Source organism: Chryseobacterium sp. JM1 (genome assembly GCF_000737715.1).
GTDB lineage: Bacteria > Bacteroidota > Bacteroidia > Flavobacteriales > Weeksellaceae > Chryseobacterium.
The window spans coordinates 350,243-371,368 of sequence record NZ_JPRN01000003.1 but is presented as its reverse complement, the minus strand read 5'-3'; the positions used below and the strand labels follow the sequence as shown (position 1 = coordinate 371,368).

Sequence of the window (21,126 nt, the reverse complement as noted above, 5' to 3'; positions counted from 1 at the left end):
TAGTTTACCCGGCTGAAATATTCCGGTCGTTGTGAATTGCTTTCAAAATTTACTATCTTAGTGATTAGTCACAGCCTCAAAATTTAACCCATTGAAATTCAATGGGTTTATTGTTTAATTAGAATTTTAAAATTAGAATAATTCAAGCTGTTGAAAGGTTGGCGGCGGCTCTTCTTTATTTCTGGCAAAAAAGATTTCAATATCGCCAAACTGTTTATCGGTGATGCACATAATTGCCACTTTGCCTGCTTTTGGTAGCATCAATTTAATCCTTTTGATATGTACTTCCGCATTTTCACGGCTCGGGCAGTGGCGAACGTACATTGAAAACTGGAAAAGAGTAAATCCGTCATCAATCAAACCTTTACGAAAGCGATTGGCATCTCTCATATTGGCCTTTGTTTCTGTTGGGAGATCATATAATACTAAAACCCACATAATTCTGTACGCATTAAACCTTTCGGAATTCATATCAGTTCAGGATAAAAGATCAATCGCTTTTCCCCTGTATAACATTTATATAGCGAAGTAGCCGTTGTTTTTACCGCCACCAGCAAGGGTCTTGTTTTATCATCTATCCTCACATCCTTCGTTGCGATCTGCAAAATATGAGCTTTAAATTCTTTTGACAATTCTTCAGCCTGCGGATTATTTTTTAACCAATCCATAACCAGCATATCAATAAAAGGACGGTACGGTTCCATCAGATCATCTGCCAGACAATAAGGATTGTATTTATTTTTATGAAAAATTCCCAAAACAGGAAGCAAGCCGGTTTCTACAATAGACCTTGCGACCATACTTCTTAAAACTGAATACCCAAAATTAAAGAACTGATTGGGTGAATCTCCAAAACGCCCTCTCAAAAAATCAATATTAATCAGGTATTTCCAGTAATGTTGCGCCGCTATGCCTTCCATATTGGTAATATCGCCACTCTTTACATTTCTCTGATATTCTATCATAGGTTCAAAATAGTTTCCTAACCTTACCAGAAGATTTTTCTGATTTTCAATTTTACATTCTACGGTCTGTTTCCAAAGCTGTTTCTTCAAAGGCTCACTCGCTTCAAGCTGATCTTTTACTCTATCCGAATGCTCCGTATGTCCATAAAGAGGAAGCATTATTCCATGTGGCAAATGTTGTGCATCACAACTGATAACCACTACATTATTCCCCATCATTTTTTGGATCAGCTGATGCGAAAGGATGATCTGAAAATGATCCAGCATGAGCAAGCCCAGATCTTCCACTGGAACACTCCCCTTCTCTACCTTAGTTTCTGGGCAAAGTATTTTCATCTGCTCATCTTTCAGTTTAAGATAGGCGGGATTTCCGATGTATATGGAACGGGTGATCATGATTATGATTTTGTCATATTTCCTATGCGATCAATTTTTAACTTTACACAGCACTCTTTAATCATTCTGCCATCAATAGCTCTTTCCATTTTATTTAAAGTAGAAAACTCAGCTTTATTTACAATAGAAACAGCAACATTCTGTTTTACAAAGAAAATTTGACTACCAGAAAAGCTTACCACTTTATAAACATTATTTATATACTCTTGAGAATCAGACTGAAAATCCAGATTATCTACAGATTCACCTTCTGCAGCAACATATACCAAGTCATTGGGAGACAAATAAAAATCATTTTTACTTTTGAATGTAACTGGCGCCAATCCTTGTTTCTGTCTTTCAATCACTTCATTTAAAGGAATCGTTTCATACGTTCTTTTGCCTTTATCATCTTCATATATAGCAAAAAAGAGATTAGTTCCTTTTGCCGTTTCCACATATTTATGTTTTTTATTCCCGATTTGCCCTAAAGGAAATTTACTGCCTAATTCAAAAATCCTTACTTTAATAATAGGCTGATGCTGTTTTCCATCATTAAATTTTTCGATATTCTTATTCATATCTTCAATTCCTTCAGGTGAAAAAGCGTCCTCATAACTTCCCTTATATTCAAGATAATTTTTTAGAATTTTCTGAATTCCAGTATCTGTAATAGAATTTATGGTTTTCATATCGAAAGAAGTATCAATACTTTTCCTCGTAGCAGTTAGTATTTTTCCTTTAGGAACTTTGGTTCCAGGTAAATCTACTTTTCCGGAAACCGTATCTTTATGCAATGGTTTTCTGATTGCCCAATTCAAACCTTGCTGCTCCACCAAAGCTTTTACTTTAACATTGTTTTTTTCAATCCATTTTTCATAATGATTTGTAGCTTTATTAATTACTCTAAGATTCTGTTTAAAGCTTACAATAATTCTATCAAGATTCTCTTTAGCTTCGACAATGAAATTATCCCACGGTTTTAAAAATTCTACCGGAACATCCTTTACAATTCTTTCTCCTGTTTGTGAATGCTGATAGGCTTTCTTTTCAAACTTCATCAGCTTTCTTTTCAAATCATACCGTTTCATTTCTGATCTTGCGGACTGATTATTAAGCAGATTAACATGATCTCTTGTTGCGCAGGCAATTACCAAAGCATCTAATGCATGATGGCGATGATCTATTCTCTTTTTTGAAAACCCTTTTGAAAATTCGACGGGCACTGTTGGCAAAAACTTCTGGTATTTTTCATTCCAGACTGTAAAGTCATTAGATTTGGTAAGCTCGTTCATCCGTTCAAAACGGGGAAGAACTAAATCATTCCAAACATCATTTAATCCCCAATCCTGTTTAAGTTGTGATGTAATTTTTCCATTCCCGGGAATGATATCTTTAGAATTTACGCCATCATCATTTTCCTTTTTCCTTACAATATTAGAAAGGATACCTGAAATATATTTACTGATATACCGGGTATCATTAAGCTGACGTTCAATCATCTCTTCCGGAATTTCTTCCAGCAGGAGTTTTGATCTCTTAGACCAGTTACTGGCATAATTTTTCTTCACAAAGTCTTCATATTCCTCCACTTCAAAGACTTTAGTTTTATCAGAAATTTTATAGCCATGAAACTGTTTAATGAATCCAAGACCAATGTAATTATCTTTTAACCTGTTAACTGAAGATTCACAAATCACTTTATTGCTGAAACTGTCGTCAAAATAACGGCTTTGAGGAATAATATGTTCAATTTCATATTCAGTTGTAAAAAGTTTATTAAGAGGAATGATATCTCCTGTATAAGGTGAACGGTATTTTTGTTCCAGCCAAAGTTTATACTTTTTCAGATCGGATGGAGAAGGTTGAGCTGTTTTACTGATCTTAAGAATATCATCATCTACAGAAATCTCAGAATTCAGGGCTCCATCTTCATATATCTTCAGAATCTCCTGCTGCATGGGAGAATAAGGCCTTACATTGTGCACTTCACTATCATTCATCATTTCTACCAGTAAAGCTTTAATACGAAGGTTGGTATTTTCGTTTTCTGATATTTTTTGGGTCATTTTACTTCGCTCCTTTGCAGGAAGCTTCATTTCGCGGCCAAGTTCAATATGAATTTCATTGAAAAAATCTGCCGCTCCATTACCATATTTTATCCAGATATCTTTCACCACCCGGATGGTTTCCGTTATCACCTGTTCTACAATTGGGTTACGAAGAGAATGCTGTTTGAATTCTTTCAAATACTCTTCCATATCATTCACAGAATTCCATTTTCCTGCGACTGAAGCTTCAGAATGTCTCCCATATACTGCATATTGAGCTAACCATAAAGGCAATCCCTGAAAATCACTTTCCTTCTGAAGAGAAAGCGTTTTCTCTCTTATATTATCTTTAATATCTTCATCCCACTCCCCGGTAATCATTTTCTGAATCCTTTTTTTCGTTTTTTCATCAACAGCTTCCCAGTTCCAGTACTTTCCGGTTCTGATTAATGGTAACAGTTTCTTAATGGCTTTCTCAGAAAAGGAACCATATTCACTATCAAATGGAGGAAATTTTCTGAAAGCTTCAAAGAACGAAACGTTATCGAGATCATTTTTCTTTGCAAAGGATTTTAAGGCTTTTTCGTACTCTGTTTTATCATTCACAGAATAGATGATATGCCACATTTGCTGCTCCATTTCTCTTGTAAAGATATTATCCGCGCTATCCCCAACTTTTTTAAACCTTTCCAAAATCATTGTTCCGGTCTCATTGCATGGATATCTTTTATCTTCAACATAATTCCAGCGATGCGTTTTTTCATTTAATTTAAAGTGTTTCAGACATGCTTTCTGGTCAACTTCTTTTCTCGTATTTAGAAATACAAAAAGATCTTGGTAATCTTCGGTTGTTTTTAGATATTCCGAAGTTATATTCACATCATCATCTCTTCTGTAAATTTTCAGATTAGACATCCATTGCCAGATCCGGAATTCCTGATAATAAGGATTTGATTTCGGTATAACTTTCAGGAATTGAATTCTTTCCTCTCCGTTTTTATCTTTATACTTCCTACATTCTAATGTACAGTTCGACACAGAAGATTTCTGACTCTTTAAAGGTCTTTGATAAAAAATAATATCCTCTACGAAAAGATGTATAAAATCCTTTTTAGCCAGACTTAACTGGTGAGCGTCATTGTTTCTGTATAATTCTCTCACACAATCACTGTACAAATCTTCATTTTGCAGTTCAGGATGAAATTCTTTTTGTTTTTCAAGTATCTTTCTCAGCTCTTCTTTGTAAAACTTACGTTCAATTGTTCGGATAAGTTTTCCCTTTATTTTTTGTTTAGGATTTTGAAGAATGGCGTCATAAATATAAGAGCCTACTGTTTTATGAGCTATTTCAATTTCCTGTTCTGTTTTCGCCTTGATGGCAATCCAGTCCTTTTCAGAATCAACAGCTTTAAAAGTCCGTTTTACTTCACCATTTTTTAATAAAGATTCGGTGATAATAAATTCTTTGGAACGCCCGAGCCAGTCTTCCGGCTTTGTTATTTGCTTTTCATATTTCCATCCGTTGGTAAAATATACATCAAAAAGAACAATTCCTTTCACTTTTTCCCCGGAATCAATCACTTTATCAACATTTAACGTCACAAATGTTTTATCTTTTTCTTCGTCAAAATCTTCTCCTCTAAGCTGATAATAACCTCTTTTCTGATTAAAATTTAAAAGAATCCAGACCAGCTCTTCTTTTTCTATTCTCTGGGAGACTGCTTTTTTTCTTAAATAATAAATCGTCCAGTCATAAGGAATTTTTTTGTTTTCTGATAAAAGCTCAGGTTGAGATATTTTAAAATCTGAAAGCATTTCTTCAAAAGAATTCTTGAAAATAAAACCTTCATTGTTATAAGGTAGCTTAGGCTCTGTTTCTGCTTTAAATTTTCCAAATCTTTTATCGAAATCGATTTGAGCGGCATAATAATCTGGCAAAAAACCTAAAATATTTAAAACCCTGTGCAACCGTTCTCTTCTTAGTAAAAATCTTTCGCGCAGCCTTCTCACTCCTCTATACCCAGTTCTGGCAGCTGTTTGTGAAACAGAATTTCCTTTTCCAAAATCTCCTAAAGCATCCTGTGACATAGGTAGAACCCGGGTTCCCATTCCCAGAATACTTCCTTTTCTTTCTTCAGCGTTTTGTTTAATTAAAGCCCAACCAATTGAGTTGGTTCCTAAATCTAGCCCAAGTATATTTTTAGTCATCATCTTATATTTTGAAACTATATAAAAATAGAAATAAAAAAAATAGTCAAATTATGGGTTCCCATAAATCATAAAAAGATTTTTTCATTTATATTTGTTCTATAATTTTGAAAGCAATTCACAATAAGGATTATTCCGTTGTGAAAACATTTAAGGCGGGGCAACTCGCTTTTTTTCATTCTAAAGCATTATTTTAGCCTTCCGAAACCAAGATAATGACGACCGTAACATTTATACAGCAACAGCTCAATATACCCGAAAAGAGCATCAACAATACCCTACAATTACTCGCAGAAGACTGCACCATTCCGTTTATTTCCCGTTACAGAAAGGATAAGACCGGAAATCTGGATGAAGTTCAGATCGAGCAGATCTCAAAAATCAGCAAACAGTTTGAAGAAATTGTAAAGCGGAAAGAAAGCATTTTGAAATCTATTGAAGAACAAAATGCGTTAACTCCTGAACTGAAACAGAGAATTGAAGAAAGCTTTGACCTGCTTGAACTGGAAGATTTATATTTGCCCTTCAAAAAACGTAGAAAAACAAAAGCGGATACAGCCAAAGAAAAAGGACTGGAGCCTTTAGCCAAGATCATTATGAGTCAGAAAAGCAGTGACGTTCAGTTTCTGGCTTCGAAATATCTTAACAATGACGTTCCTTCTGAGGAGGAAGCCCTTCAGGGCGCCAGAGATATCATGGCGGAATGGATCAATGAAAATATGTACGTCCGTAAAAATCTTCGCCGTCTGTTTCAGCGTAAAGCGATGATCACATCCAAAGCGGTCAAATCCAAAAAGGATGAAGAAGACGCACAGAAATTCTCTCAATATTTCGAATGGGAAGAAAGTCTCAACAGAACGCCATCTCACAGACTTCTGGCGATGCTCAGAGCCGAATCTGAAGGTTTTGTAAAGGTGAATATCGGCGTTGATAAAGATGAAGCGGTTGATTTCATTGAAAAAGCTATCATCAAATCCAATAATGAAAGTTCAGACCAGATCGCTCTGGCTATTAAAGACAGCTACAAACGTCTTCTGGAACCCGCCATTTCCAACGAAGCGCTGCAGGAAGCCAAAGAAAAAGCAGATAAAAAAGCTATTGAAATATTCTCTGAAAACCTAAGTCAGCTCCTTCTTGCCCCACCTTTGGGCGAAAAAAGAATTCTGGCGATTGATCCCGGATATAAAAGCGGATGTAAAGTGGTCTGCATTGACGAAAAAGGTGACTTACTGCATAACGAAACCCTCTACCCTCACGCGCCTCAGAACGAAAGCGGAATGGCCATGAAAAAGATCCGTTCTATGGTGAACGCCTACAATATTGAAGCGATTTCTATTGGAAACGGAACAGCCAGCCGGGAGACTGAATTTTTCATCAAGAAAATTGCTTTTGATAAGTCGTTGCAGGTTTTTGTAGTCTCTGAAGCTGGAGCATCGGTGTATTCTGCAAGTAAAATTGCGAGGGATGAATTTCCGTCTTATGATGTCACTGTTCGTGGTGCGGTTTCTATCGGAAGAAGACTGGCCGATCCGTTGGCTGAACTGGTAAAAATTGATGCCAAATCCATTGGTGTGGGACAGTATCAGCATGATGTGGATCAGACTCAATTGAAAAATGAACTTGATTCAACGGTGATGAAATGTGTGAATTCTGTTGGAATCAATTTAAATACGGCCAGTAAATCTTTATTAAGCTACGTTTCGGGAATCGGGGAGAAAATGGCGGAGAACATCGTTAATTACAGAATGGAAAACGGTGCTTTTGAAGACAGAAAACAACTCAAAAAAGTTCCTAGGCTTGGAGAAAAGGTCTATCAACAGGCTGCCGCTTTTGTAAGAATTACGAATGCGAAAAATCCGCTTGATAATTCGGCTGTGCATCCGGAAGCCTATGGAATCGTAGAAAAAATGGCAAAAGATTTAGGCATTAAAACTAATGAACTGATTGCCAGCAAAGAAAAGACAGCTTTGGTAAAACCTGAGAATTATGTCACAGAAGAAATAGGAATTTTAGGGATCAAAGATATTTTAAAAGAATTGGAAAAACCCGGATTAGATCCAAGAAAAGCGGCCAAAGTATTTGAATTTGACCCTAATGTAAAAAGCATCAGAGATTTAAAACCCGGAATGATTCTTCCCGGAATTGTCAATAATATTACGGCTTTCGGATGCTTTGTAGACATGGGAATCAAGGAAAGCGGGCTGGTTCATATTTCTCAACTGAAAGAAGGCTTTGTTTCGGATGTGAATGAAGTGGTGAAACTCCACCAGCATGTCCGCGTAAAAGTAACGGAAGTAGATGAAGCCAGAAAAAGAGTTCAGTTAAGCATGATTTTATGATAACGCTGAAATCTGTTCAACACTATTAATCAAACAAAATAACACTGCATTTTGAGCTATAAAAATTTAATTTTCGATTTAGACGGAACGCTTTGGGATCCCAGAGCTACGATCATCAAAATATGGAATGAGGTTTTAAATAAATATCAATTGATTCAAAAGGACCTGAAACCTGAGGATATGGATCAGTATATGGGATTATTGGCTGATAATATTTTAAAAGCGATCATTCCCGGCATTTCAGATCAAAAGGTTTATGAAGTATTATCTGAAATCGTAAGCATTGAAAATAAGGTGTTGCGCGTTGAAGGCGGTATTCTTTATGAAGGAGTTGCAGAAAACTTAAAGAATTTAGCAAAAAACCACAGCCTTTTTATCGTCAGTAACTGCCAGGACGGATATATTGAAGCTTTTTTAGAACATTATCAATTGAACGATCTTTTTGTAGATATTGAATCCCACGGCCGGACTAAAAAACCAAAATCAGAAAACATTCAAATGATTATGGAAAGAAATGGCTTAAGCATTGAAAACTCGGTTTATATTGGGGATACGCAGACGGATTATGATTCAGCTATCTTTAATAATCTGCCGTTTATCTTCTGTGAATATGGCTTTGGAAAGCTGAACACGGATGGTTATGAGCCTTCTGTTTCGAAGTTTCCGGATCTTAAGAACTTTATTTAAATATCATCAAAGCTACATACAAATAAGGCTGCCCAAAAGGACAGCCTTATCATTTTTAATCATTTAAAATAATCTATACAGGTCTCTTTAAGCTTCCTGCACAGGACTTGTTAATAGATTTTTATAATTGTTATTCAAAAGCCGTAAAGCTACAGAACTATTAAATCTATATGGAGTAACCGCATTCAGTACTGTATTTCCTACAATTTCATAAGTTTCCTGAAAAGTCTGTTTCACCGGATTTTTATCAGGAGGGGCAACAAACTCTACAAAAACACCATATTTCATAGCATTACCTCTGCCTACCATCTTATTGTTTCTTACAGATATTTCTTTATTTAGCGTTCCACGAATGGTAATACCGGTTAATAGATCTTCCAAGCCTGAATTTTTTAAGCCGGGATTTTCAATAGTATTAAAATTGGCAGATAATAAATAATTATTAGCTTCAATCATAATTCCGGTTTCCTGAGTCGTTTTAATATTGTTATTGCAGACTTCCACACCCTTGGTGTCGGAAATATAGATTCCTGCGTACGAGATATCATTGATCACATTATTGGAAACAACGCCCAGATCTACAAATCTTATATTAATCCCGTGCTGGCCCGCATTTCTCACTACATTTCCGGAAACTACCACATTTCTTGCATAAAGCCGCGAAGCCCCCACTGTTGTATTATTGATCAAAATACCATCTCCGCCTTCACCTGTATTTTCAACTATATTATTCGAAATGACAACATTATGACACACATAGTCTGGATGGTTTGGATCATCACTATTCTGAAGTTTAATTCCTACTTTCACGGTATTTCTCACTCTGTTTCCTATTACCGTAAGATTTGAGATACCGGAATCAAGGTACATCCCATGCTCCAGAATGGTATTCTCTACATCATTATCTGAAATGCTGACAAAATTTGAATTTTCAGCAATATAAATTCCCTGTGACGAATTTTCAAAATAGTTTTTAAAAATTGTGATATTTTCTCCTCCTACTACAATACCCATATTATCCTTTCTGTACTCACCATTTTTTGTTACCCACTCATGATCAAATAAATTTTTAACTTTATTAAATCTAAAGGTTAAATCTCCTACTCCATCCAGTCCTGATACCGCAGCATAGGTGAAATTTTCAAATACATTTTTTTCAATAATTAAATTTTTTGCTTTGGTACAAAGAATGCCTACATTTCGGGAACTGGCATTGACCACGTAATCAACACCTTCTCCTTTTAACATAAATCCTGTAATGGAAATATTTTTCTTTTGCTCACAGTTAAAAATTTCTGCTTTTACTTCAGTCTGCTTTATCGTACACTTGTTTGAAAGGATTTTTTGGTTGTCTTGAAGGTAAAGTGTTCCTTTAATTTCAATGGACATTTCATCAAAAAATGTATTATATCCCAGAGCCAAGGCTTTGTTGATACGCTCTGTAACTGTTGGTGTCAGGATTCCGGCTTCCCTGATATTCCACCATAATACATTGACATAGCCGGACCATTGTCTTTCATAAAAATCATTGTCTTTTTTTCGATAGATGACGCCATCCTCAACGGCAGTCCCAATTTTTTTATAAACAACTGCCTCGTGGGTATAATTATCTACCAGCTGTACAACGTCTTCATTAGGATAACTATTACCCGCTGTGAAAAAAGCATTTGCGTAAATCATAAAATTTTGTTTTTTTGGTTTAAATTAATTGGTAAAATATTCCTTCATTAATTTTACTAATGCAAATGTAGACGCGCGATACGACAGAAGCTGACGTGTTTTATTAAACTATGATTGTTATTTTTTAATGATCAGAAAAAAAACAGAAACCTACATCTTTAAGGGAAATAAAATTCACTAAATAAGAAACCATTTCTATCCAAAAAAACAAAGGCTGCACAGTAATCTGTACAGCCTTTTAATATTTCCAGAATAAAGTCTGAAATCTGATGTCTGAAATCTGACATCTTATGTCTCTATTTATACTCCTTAGAATCTCTCCTCGGCTCCTTAGCTTCCGGCCATTTTACCGTTTCACCTTTATCATCCTGAGGCATTACTCTTCTTTCTCTGCTGGTAAATTCAGGGTCTTCTGATGCCATATAAGCCAGTGCAGCCGTTAAAACCACGTTGTTTTTCACCTCATCAAAAACGATCTTGTCATAGGTATCTTTTGTTGTGTGCCATGTGTATCCGAAATATCCCCAGTTCAGAGAGCTTAGAGAAAATCCTGGAACTCCGGCTGCTACGAATGATGCATGATCAGAACCGCCGCCGCCAGGCATTCCCGGGAAATCGGTTTTAATCTGATCCCTCACAGTTTTAGGAACTCCATTCAACCATTTTCCGATATAGCTGTAAGAATCTGCGAATCCCTGACCGCTGATATTGATCACACGACCTGTTCCGTTATCCTGGTTAAATACCGCCTGCGTTCCTTTCATAATCTGCGGATTATCTGCCACAAACCCTCTTGAACCGTTCAGTCCCTGCTCTTCACTTCCCCAAAGTCCTATAACAATGGTTCTTTTATTATTCGGGTAATATTTCTTCAGGATCCTCATCGTTTCAAGCATGGTAAGCGTGCCTGTTCCGTTATCTGTCGCTCCCTGTGCTCCGTCCCAAGAATCAAGGTGGGCGGAGAGGATCACATATTCTTCAGGCTTTTCTTTTCCTTTGATCATCCCGATGGTGTTGAAATTTTTCGCATCAGGAAGAATTTTAGACTGAGCTTCTACCTTAATCTTAGGTTTTGCTCCTTTTTCTGCCATTCTGTAAAGCATTCCGTAATCTTCTACATCAATGTCGATCATTGGAATCTTTGACGTCTTCGCTCCGAAAATCCTGTTGGCTCCCATAATTCCGGTCCAGTTGGAAATAGCAATTCCTGCGGCTCCTGCTTTTTCTAAAACTTCCGGAAGCGTATTGTTATCATACCCAATATTTTTTACATAATCACGGAAGTCTTTTCCGGCCTGTTCTTTTTCTGCTTTCAGTTTTTCATACAGTTCCGGAGTGGCAAATTCTTTGATCTGCTCGTCAGAACGGCCGATTTTCTGGTATTGTGCCATAAGCACTATTTTTCCTTTTGCGGAAGGAAGCCACGCGTCAAATTCAGCTTTAGAAGAAACCTTTGGAAGGACGATCACCTCAGCTTCAACGGCTTTTTTCGTTGCCGGACTCCAGGCAAGCTGTGTTGCCGCTAATGATTTCACTCGTGGATACGTCATATCTACATGCGTAATCCCACGCTGCCAGCCTTTCCATGTTCCGAACTGCTGAAGGTTGGATTCTATTCCCCATGAACGAAGTTTAGCGGCAGACCATTCATTGGCAGCCAGCATTTCAGGGGTTCCTACAAGTCGTGGTCCGATACCGTCCAGAAGCTCATAAGCCATGTTTTCCAGCTGAGAACCGGTGTTAATTTCATCTACAAAGCTTTTTACAACAGGATCAAGTTTCTCTTTCGGATCTACCTTCACCTGAGCCCATGAAAACTGGGCAGCCAGCACAACTGCCGGTACAGCAAAAAATTTATTTATCTTCATAACATATATTGAATGCTTAAAGATAAAGGAATTTGCGGGAATGGCGAAGCAAATTTGATGGGATGATGGGATGATTTGGCGATTTGATAATGGGATGATGGGATGATGTGGCAATGTGGTAATTGGATGATCGGGCGATTTGCTGATGTGTGATTGAGATAAGAAAAGACCATCTTCAACGGGACGGTCTGTATATTTGATCTAAAAAGGATTATTAAAGTATGAAACGGATCGGATCTAAAGGTTAGGGGAGAAAATAATACGTTTAATAACCCTATGATAACCTGATGATGAATAAGGGCATAAAAAAACCGGCTCAGTGAGCCGGTTTGGGAACGAATTATTTTTTAGCTTCTTCAACAGAAACTTTTCTGAATTCTTTGAACAATTTGCTAAGTTCTAAAGCTGATTTACGAGCTCTTGTACCTGCAGCTTTGTTTCCTTTTTCTGCTTGTTGGTTAGCCTCACCTGCAAACGCTTCGAATTCAGCGTTGATTTTTTCAATTAGTTCTTTCATTATTTTTAAAATTTAGGGTGCAAATATAGGTTTTATGGTCATTCCAGCCTAGCTCCGACTAAAAAATTTTGGCCGAAAATGCGATTTTTTTCTTCTTTTCCTCCGCTGAAGTGTCATTTTTTATGTTTATGCTAAAAATTCAGGGTTTTTATTAGGTCTATTGTGCCTGTAAAAGGATTATCCGCGTATTATATGACGCCTTCTATCTGTACATTTATTCTTATTCCAAAATTCTATAATTCTTTTGAACCATTCACTCCATTTCACGTCAGAAAATTGAGTTATTTTAACCCATCAATTGTTATAAAACTGTCTGTTTCCTGAAATTGACACTTCCCAGATAATAAAACAACAGACTGAACAGCAATAACGGTCCCAGCATCGCTAACCAGTTGATCTGGCTCCGTTCATTGTAATATTCCAATTGAAACTGTTTCCAGTTGATACTTCCTGTCGGTTCGTTTGCGAAAATTTTAGGATAAAATAAAAGCCTCTTGCCTTCATGGAAATGTTCCGCAGCCTGTGTAAACCTCAATTGATCAGCCAATCCGGAGCCTGTAAGATCACTCAACTGAAACTGCATATGAATTCCGGGAACAAAATAAGAAAGTGTACGGCTCATTTTCTCTCTTTTCCAAAGCTTTTCTTTCAGCTGATCAGACTGACTTTTAGACTCATCATCTCCCATCTGCTGCATGGCATAATACCAAAGCCAGTTAAAACTTTCTTTCGGATATCCATAGGATTTGAACTGCGGATAATGTCTGTAAAATTTATCTATCGTCGGTTTCTGATCGGTATCCCATTTTTCGTGATACGCTTCCCTTTGCTCAATTGCCGTATCCAACGCTTCCGGTAAAGGATATTTGCTTAAAATAAAATGGTTGAGAACCGCAGGAAGAATAATTGTAAGCACAATCCAGAAACACAGAAGCCCTGCAGCCCCTGCTCTGGAACTTTTATTCCAGGAAACGACCCAGAAGCTTAAAGCAAACCAAACGGTAATATAAAAAAGCGAAACGAGAATAAAACCGGCCAGTGCGGCATTAATCCTCAAATCAAGGATCGGAATCGCGAGAACAATCAGAAACAGTAAAACTACGGTAATCACAGCAAAACGGACCATGAATTTTTTAAACAAAATCCTGAAAGGCGTTTGAGATTGTACAGACAATAGAATCCATGTGCTTTCCTCTTTCTCTTCAGACAGAAGATTATAACAGTAGGAAATAATCACCAGCGGAAACAGGAAAATAATCACAAAACCCAGATCCAGACTGCCCAAAAGCAGACTTACAGGATTCTGAAGATCCGTATCATACTTCTGACCTTCCAGATTTCTTATCGTTAAACTCTGTATGGAAGGATTGACATCTCTCTGCCCTATGGAAAGCCCATTCAGGTTGTCTGTTGTATTAACCAGTCCAAATTTCAGATAATATAGCAGAAGTCCAAGATCCTTTTCTATATAACCTGTGTACCTTTCGATATGTTCTTTCTGATAGACCGCCGTATGTTCAATATTCGCTTTCTGCTTCTCTATAAACTGCCTTCCCACAAAAATACTGACCAGTCCTGACAAAAGCAGGAACAGCATTCCCAGATAGGCAGACTGGGAACGGATGAAGTTCTTAAATAATAAAAGATACATGATTAATTTATTTTTATTGTTTTAGACATAAAATGAAGAACGAAAAGAAGGCCCAATGCCCATACCAGAAGGGAAAGTACAGAAGCTATCTCGTTCTGAAATAAAGCCCTCTGACCTATAAACCTATACTGAAAATCAGGAAGTTCTTTCCAGTGATCTTTGCTGATGGTGTACGGTTTATCATTTTCCTGCTGCTTTTTATTGCTGATGTTTTCCATCTGCAGGTTGTTCATCAGCTGCGCCAGTTGGTATCTGTACGCTTCCACCTGCTCCTGATAATAGATATAGGAATTAAAATCTGAACCGGTCAATGCTGTTGACAAGTCTTTAACCGCCTGAAAAGGATTTACAAAAGCCAGAGAACGGTTAATACTGTTCTGATCTTCATAAATATCAAGCTGATTCTGCCATTGCCTGTTATAAATTCCTGAGCTGATCTTTTCTCCTTCAGCCATGATATAGCCACTGTAGTTGAAAGGCAGTTCTTCAATCGTTTTCACGTGATGAGCCTGCAGAAGGGAATCTTTTATCCCTTTGTAATAACTGTCATTCGGATTGTGACTGTCGCCGGTTTTCACCAGTTCGTTTTCCACTTTGGTGTCAAAATCTATCTTGGATGGTGCCGGATGCAAATACGCCCCGAAAGCCTGTGCCGTTCGCGGAATAATGACGATAAACAGCAGCCATAAACCGATCAGTTTAACCAAAGAAGATCTTGAAGTTTTGCTTACCGCAGATACCATGACACAAACACTGCAGACAATAAAAAAGTAGATCAGATAAGCTCCGCCGATCCAGAACAGACGAAGAAATTCATCAACCGTCCCTTTAAAACCGGTCAGAGAAAACCACATGACCGCAGACAGGATCATGATCGGAACAAAAACCAATCCTACCAGACAAAGCAGTCCCAGTATTTTTCCGGCCAGCAGTTCTTTCCACCGTACGCCCTGACTGATCAGTACTTTCAGTGTGTTATTTTCCCGTTCGGCCGAAATGCAGCTGAATCCCAGAAAAAATATAAACAGAGGAATCAGGGTTTGCAGGATCATAGCCGTGCTTACCTCTCCGAAACGTAGCATTCCCGATGAAAATCCGGCTTCAGAAAAATTAACGGTATTCTGCTTGTGCGCTTCCAGAAATACTGAATTTCCCATATACCGTTCCAAACCGTAATCGAAAAAGCTTAAAGGATATCTTGCCCTGAAGATCAGATATCCGTAATGCGCCATTCTGTGGGGATGTTTATCCGGTTTGTTTTCCCATTGATGGCGGACATCCACCTGATGTTTTACCCTGGTATCTTCCTGCACCTTGTAGTCCTGCCATCCCGTGTAGGCGGCAAATACAAACAGGAGACTCAGGATCATCAGAAGAACAATGACCGCCTTATTCTGTAATGACTGTTTCCAAAGCTGTATGGAAATCAGACGGATAATATGTATTCTCATAATCTTAAGATTTAAAATTTATAAACTGCCGTGAGCACTGCGTTTCTTAGGGCTCCAGGAAACAGACGCAGATAATTCTGTGCGCCCAGCCAGTAAGTTGTGTTAAAAAGGTTATTGATATTGAGTGAAATGCTCACAGGCCCCTGTTTGGGACTGTAGTAAACTGCGGCATCAAAGACGGTATATTCAGGAACCAGAAAGGAGCGGTTGTACATCGGAACTTTATTTCCGCTGTACTGAACGCCTAGTCCTACGGCAATATCCTTCAGAAAAGAAGTTTCTCCAAAGCTATATTTCTGCCAGACATTCGCACTATGGAATGGAGTATTCTGCTTTCTCGCACCGATTAATGAAGGATTGATATCGTCAATAATTCTCGCATCATTGTATCCGTAAGATGCAAATACTTGCCATGCCCGCGAAATATTCCCGATAACGTCCATCTCAAAACCGCGGCTGCGCTCCTGGCCTCTGGTTACCAGACGGTCCGGTTCTGCAGGGTCATTAGCATTCAAAAGGATATTCCGCTGACGGATCTCGTAAACGGCAACATCAACATGAATTTTTTTATTAAAGAAATCGGCTTTCATTCCAACTTCCTTGGACTGACTTCTCAAAGGCTCAAAAGCTCTGCCTTCAGGAATAACCACCGGAGCCAGTGAAGCTGTATTCGACTGTGGCTGGAATCCTTCGATGTAAGAAGCATAAACATTGATCCGTTCATTCACATTATAGGTCAGACCTATTCTCGGGATCAGTTTGCTGTCTTTGACCACGATTTCATTATTCTCTTTATAACGGGTAATATCCTGAAACCACTCCTGTCTGAGGCTTAGAAACAGATTAAAACGGTTCCATTTCATCTGATCCTGAATGTAAATTCCATGAGAACGTATCAAAGCAGGCGGTAATGCAGCCTTTGAAAAGACATATTCATCCGGATTTTTGATACTGTAGACAGGATTGGCCAGATTGAAGTGCTCTACATTGGGCTTAGGCATGGTAATCCCATTGACAGTCACCATTTGATAGTCAGCTGCGTTCTGCGGATTATAGGAAGACGCTGTTTTCCCGTTGGTCAGAAGATATCCTCTTGCCGTGTTCTGTGCTCCGCCTTTATATTTATGGGTGCTGATCAAATCATAGCCTGCCAGGATTTTATGCTCAATAGGTCCTGATTTAAGGTTAAATACAAGATAAGCATTAAGATTATCTGTATTCCAGAACTGGTTTCTCTGAACCATCTGCATTCCCGCCAGCGTTGGAATAGGTTTGTTATTCGCATCTACAGCAAAAGCATTGGTAGTTCTGTGTTCCTGAAGATCTTCTTTCCAGGTCTGCTTCATATACGAAGCATTGATACTGATCTTATCGGTAATCCGGTGGGTAAAATTAGACATGATGATCAGCTCCTTTGATTTAAAATAATCATTAATCGCTCCAAGATTAAAGCTTATAGGAGTGCTCCGAAGATCCGTCATGCCGTCTACCGCTCCGAAAATAGGCTGACCTCTGTCTATCTTCCCGTTCAGGTCACTGTAGATCATTTCTACGTTGATTGCCGTCCTGTCATTCGGGATATAGGAAATGGAAGGAGATATCAGGATACTTTTCTGGGACTGAATATCTCTGAAACTCTGAGCCTGTGCATAGCCTGCATTCAACCTGTACAAGAGCGTTTTCTCCTTGTTTAAGGGCCCTGTAAAGTCCAGAGAGCTTCTTATGGTGCTAAAACTTCCTGCGCTCATGGTCACTTCCCGGCTTGGCGTTTTCAATGGCTTTTTAGTCACCAAAACAATGCTTCCTCCCGGATCCACACTGGAAAGAACGGCACTGGCCGGACCTTTTATAACTTCGATCTTTTCAAGGTTGGTGGTAATCGGCTGCATAAAATAATACTGCCGGGTCCGCATTCCGTTGATGATCGTTCCTTCTTCATTCTGTGCAATTCCACGGATGCTGAACTGGTTGTAATAGCTTACAGGCGTTACACTGCTGGCCATTTTCACGGCATCCCCCAATTGAAAAGCCTGCCGGTCTTTGATCAGCTCCTTACTCACCGTAGAAATGGAAAAGGGAATATCTTTGTTCTGAACCCCAATTTTAGTGGATGAAAAAGAATAATCACTCTGGTATTTTTTAGCAGCTCTTCCTAAAATTTCCACTTCCTGAATGGTTCCGACCTTATACAGATGAATAACCAGTTTTCTGGTTAAAAACGTACTGTCCGCTTCGATCTGTTCGGTATAGGTATCATAAGATTCAGCATTGACACTGATTTCATAGGTTCCTTTTCTGACATCCGGAATGCTGAAATTCCCGTCACCGGATGTCGTTTCATATCTGTTTTCGTTGTTTTTAATAATGATTCTGGCATTTTTAAGACTCTGATGATGTTCGCCAATCACTTCCCCGGACAATGTCTCCTGCGCACAAACCTTCACACTGGCGACGGCCAGTGCTGCTGTGATATACAAATATTTCATTCCCGGTTCTTAAATGGTTTCCAGATAAATCTTCTGCAGCTCGTCTGCTGTCACAGATTTGGCATCAAGGGTATGAACCAGTCTTCCTTCTTTCATAATGCCGATACGGGTTCCCACATTCACTGCATTGAAAATATCGTGCGTAGCCATGATGATGGTTTTCCCTTTGGCAGCAAGTTCTTTACAGATTCTGGTGAATTCTGCAGTGGCTTTCGGATCGAGTCCTGAAGTGGGTTCGTCCATTAAAATGAGGTCCGCACTTTTCGCAACAGCGATGGCAATAGCCACTTTCTGACGCATCCCTTTGGAATAGGCAGCCAGCTTTTTATGATGAGCCTCTTTCTGAAGGCTTGTGTTTTCCAGCAACATTCCCAGTTCTTCTTTGGAATATCTGAAACCCGCCATCTGACTGAAAAAATCTAAGTTTTCAATTCCTGTAAGATTAGGATACAGCTGCACCACTTCAGGAATATAAGCCGTGAACTTTTTAGTCGTTTCTCCATTAACTTCCACCGGAACTCCTTTAATGAGAGCCTGTCCGGAACTTGCTTTTAAGAAACCTAAAAATATATTGATGGTTGTGGTTTTGCCGGCTCCGTTTTGTCCGAGCAGACAGAAAATCTCTCCTTTTTGTACGGATATATTGAGTCCACTTAGCGCAGTGACATTATTGTACTGCTTACTAAGCTCAATCGCTTGTAATATTGACATGAAAATATATTATGTAATTAAATAATTAAAAAAAGTTCAGCCCGCAAAAGCAGGCATGGGATATTTAAAAATCATAATACAGCCGGTGGGCCTCTGTCTGAAAGGGAAAAAAGAGTGTAAGAAAATAGAAATTCGGGAGAAGAGAAGATCTTTCCCGTGATTTTTGACACAGAAAAAACAGCCGTGTAAATCTTTCCGATTCCACCTTCACCTAGCAATTTATGGTGGCAGATGGGGCACTTGGTGTCACATGATGAAAAGGCCTTTTTGAAAATTTTTCCATTCTCCCCTTTTGTCTGCTGAAAAGAATTTCCTGCATTCTGGCTGTGAAGAAAATGATGGTGGAGATATTCCGCCGGAGAAACAGCAAAGGCATACACAGCAATAAAAATTGCCGTCAGAAAGTTTTTAAAATGCTTGGTGACTCTCAATAGATAGATTTGCTGATTGAACTTGAATGCTGCGAAATTAAAAAATATTTAATTAACATCAGGTTTTACCAGGATCAATTTCAAAATTTTTCAAGGAATAAAACTGTTTGATCTCTTTCTCGTTCCAAAAAACGGCACTTGATGTAAGAAATAATATATTTGGATTGTCCTATTCTTAGAAACACTTTTAATCATCCTGAAATATGATCAGACCGCTATTTTTTATATTGCTTTTCATTCCGTTGTACATCTTTTCACAAAATAAGATCAGCTATAAAGTCTATTATGATGAAAACCTCGAACAGAACGGTTTAAAAATTCAGGTGGATTATACTCAGAAAAAATCTTCGGAAACGACTGATTTCTATTACCGTAATGAAAACTGGGGCGAGAAAGACCTATTTAAAAGTGTAATGCTACTGAAAGAAGACAATCCCGGTATCCGTTTCGAAACAAAGCCGGACAATGATGAAATAAAGGTCCGGCACAAAGACAGCAGAAAAGTTTCTTTTGTGTATCACATCAAACAAGATTTCAAAGATCCGAACCACCGTATTTTCAACCGCCCCAAAGTGAAGGACCATTTTTTCCACATTATGGGAAAGAACTTATTTATCGTTCCCAAAACATTCACAGAAATGCCGGATGACCATGAATTTGAATTTTCGATTGAGTGGATTGGTTTTCCTGAAGATTTCAAAATACACAATACTTTTGCAAGCCAGATTAAAAAACAAAAGATCAAAACAGTGCTTTGGGAAGGCTTTTATCATTCCCTTTTTGTAGGCGGAGATTACCGGATCTATGATTTTAAAATTCATGACAAGCCCGTCTATTTTGCAATAAGGGAAGAATGGAATAACGGATTCTCCGATAACTTCCTTTTTTCCAACCTTAAAAAAGCGGTACAGTCGCAGCGGGATTTCTGGAAAGATTACGATCAGGATTATTTTACCGTGATCATGAGCCCGACCGTTTCTCAAAAAGACAGTTTATTTAAAGGCTACAGCACCAACGGTTCAGCGATAAAAAATGCTTTTATGATCCAGGGAACCAACAATCCGTTTAACAATAAAAATTCTTACCTCTATCTTCTCCATCATGAGCTGATGCATGACTGGATTGGAAACAGAATCAAAAACCAGCATGAAGAACTCAATTACTGGTTCAGTGAAGGGTTTACAGATTATTACACCTATAAAAACAGACTTAGAATCAAAGATATTTCATCCGAAGAATGGCTGAAACTTTTCAATGAAGAAGTGATTAAAAGCCATTGGAAAAATCCGCAGCGAAACATCCCGAATTACAAAATAAAAGATGAATTCTGGAAAAGCAGGAACGTAGAAAAGGTTCCGTACCGAAGAGGTTCTATCTTCGCTTTCTGGCTGGATAACCAGATCATGATCAAAAACGGTCATAAAAAATCTCTAGACGACCTGATGCAGGAACTTTTAAAAACCTGTACAGAGAAAAAGGTGAAGTTTACAGATGAAATGTTTCTTGATCTTGTCCAAAAGTATCTGGATAAAGACCTGTCTTACTTTTTCCAAAAACATATCCTGAGCGGTGAAGACATTGATCTGGCCAATGAAAAATGGATCGATGGTTTTGAGTTTAAAACAACAGACGGCATTCCACAGCTTCAGACGGATAAAAATAAAGAAGTGAAATATATTTTATAATGGGTCAAGCCAAAAGACAGA

Annotated in this window: 14 protein-coding genes; 3 read left to right on the top strand and 11 right to left on the bottom strand. The window is 38.2% G+C overall.

The genetic code is table 11. The features are described 5' to 3' along the window. Nucleotides 1-132 precede the first annotated feature (132 nt). Genes cas2 through cas9 form a run of 3 tightly spaced genes read right to left on the bottom strand, consistent with a single transcriptional unit; the run spans nucleotide 133 to nucleotide 5,602 of the window. Entirely contained in the window at nucleotides 133-471 is a 339-nt protein-coding gene (cas2, locus tag IW22_RS06685; RefSeq protein WP_034725186.1) for a CRISPR-associated endonuclease Cas2, read from the bottom strand. After that, entirely contained in the window at nucleotides 468-1,361 is an 894-nt protein-coding gene (cas1, locus tag IW22_RS06680; RefSeq protein WP_034725185.1) for a type II CRISPR-associated endonuclease Cas1, read from the bottom strand. Before cas1 ends, cas2 begins: the two co-directional genes overlap by 4 nt. A 2-nt stretch (nucleotides 1,362-1,363) precedes the next feature. Beyond that, a complete protein-coding gene (gene cas9 / locus IW22_RS06675; protein ID WP_081873903.1) occupies nucleotides 1,364-5,602 on the bottom strand; it encodes a type II CRISPR RNA-guided endonuclease Cas9 in 4,239 nt (1,412 codons plus the stop codon). A 212-nt stretch (nucleotides 5,603-5,814) separates the two neighbouring features. On the opposite strand from cas9, the gene IW22_RS06670 reads away from it, so the two are divergent. Both IW22_RS06670 and IW22_RS06665 read left to right on the top strand, forming a co-directional pair. Continuing rightward, entirely contained in the window at nucleotides 5,815-7,938 is a 2,124-nt protein-coding gene (locus IW22_RS06670) for a Tex family protein (protein WP_034725182.1), read from the top strand. A gap of 51 nt (nucleotides 7,939-7,989) precedes the next feature. After that, nucleotides 7,990-8,625 carry an HAD family hydrolase gene (locus IW22_RS06665; protein ID WP_034725180.1) on the top strand — a complete coding sequence of 212 codons (636 nt, stop codon included), beginning with the start codon at nucleotides 7,990-7,992 and terminating at the stop codon, nucleotides 8,623-8,625. An 87-nt stretch (nucleotides 8,626-8,712) separates the two neighbouring features. Here IW22_RS06665 and IW22_RS06660 read toward each other — a convergent pair whose 3' ends face one another. The 8 genes from IW22_RS06660 to IW22_RS06625 all read right to left on the bottom strand — a co-directional run bounded on the left by IW22_RS06660 (nucleotide 8,713) and on the right by IW22_RS06625 (nucleotide 19,420). After that, entirely contained in the window at nucleotides 8,713-10,305 is a 1,593-nt protein-coding gene (locus IW22_RS06660) for a right-handed parallel beta-helix repeat-containing protein (protein WP_034725178.1), read from the bottom strand. 296 nt (nucleotides 10,306-10,601) lie between these two features. Then, nucleotides 10,602-12,173: a M20/M25/M40 family metallo-hydrolase gene (locus tag IW22_RS06655; protein WP_034725177.1), complete on the bottom strand. Its 1,572-nt coding sequence runs from the start codon at nucleotides 12,171-12,173 to the stop codon at nucleotides 10,602-10,604. Nucleotides 12,174-12,513: 340 nt separating this feature from the next. Further along, nucleotides 12,514-12,690, bottom strand: a complete 177-nt coding sequence (locus IW22_RS06650; RefSeq protein WP_034725175.1) for a histone H1 — start codon at nucleotides 12,688-12,690, stop codon at nucleotides 12,514-12,516. A gap of 301 nt (nucleotides 12,691-12,991) precedes the next feature. Next, a complete protein-coding gene (locus IW22_RS06645; protein WP_034725173.1) occupies nucleotides 12,992-14,341 on the bottom strand; it encodes a DUF3526 domain-containing protein in 1,350 nt (449 codons plus the stop codon). A gap of 2 nt (nucleotides 14,342-14,343) precedes the next feature. Further along, complete coding sequence (locus tag IW22_RS06640) at nucleotides 14,344-15,792, bottom strand: DUF3526 domain-containing protein (protein ID WP_034725172.1); 1,449 nt, start codon at nucleotides 15,790-15,792, stop codon at nucleotides 14,344-14,346. An 11-nt stretch (nucleotides 15,793-15,803) separates the two neighbouring features. Next, on the bottom strand, nucleotides 15,804-18,278 hold the full coding sequence (locus IW22_RS06635; protein ID WP_034725171.1) for a TonB-dependent receptor: 2,475 nt from the start codon (nucleotides 18,276-18,278) through the stop codon (nucleotides 15,804-15,806). Between the two features lie 9 nt (nucleotides 18,279-18,287). Then, nucleotides 18,288-18,989, bottom strand: coding sequence for an ABC transporter ATP-binding protein (locus IW22_RS06630; RefSeq protein WP_034725169.1), 702 nt, complete (start codon nucleotides 18,987-18,989; stop codon nucleotides 18,288-18,290). Nucleotides 18,990-19,060: 71 nt separating this feature from the next. Then, entirely contained in the window at nucleotides 19,061-19,420 is a 360-nt protein-coding gene (locus IW22_RS06625; protein ID WP_034725168.1) for a hypothetical protein, read from the bottom strand. 203 nt (nucleotides 19,421-19,623) lie between these two features. Here IW22_RS06625 and IW22_RS06620 point away from each other — a divergent pair, with 203 nt between their 5' ends. Next, nucleotides 19,624-21,105, top strand: a complete 1,482-nt coding sequence (locus tag IW22_RS06620) for a M1 family aminopeptidase (RefSeq protein WP_034725167.1) — start codon at nucleotides 19,624-19,626, stop codon at nucleotides 21,103-21,105. Nucleotides 21,106-21,126 lie beyond the last annotated feature (21 nt).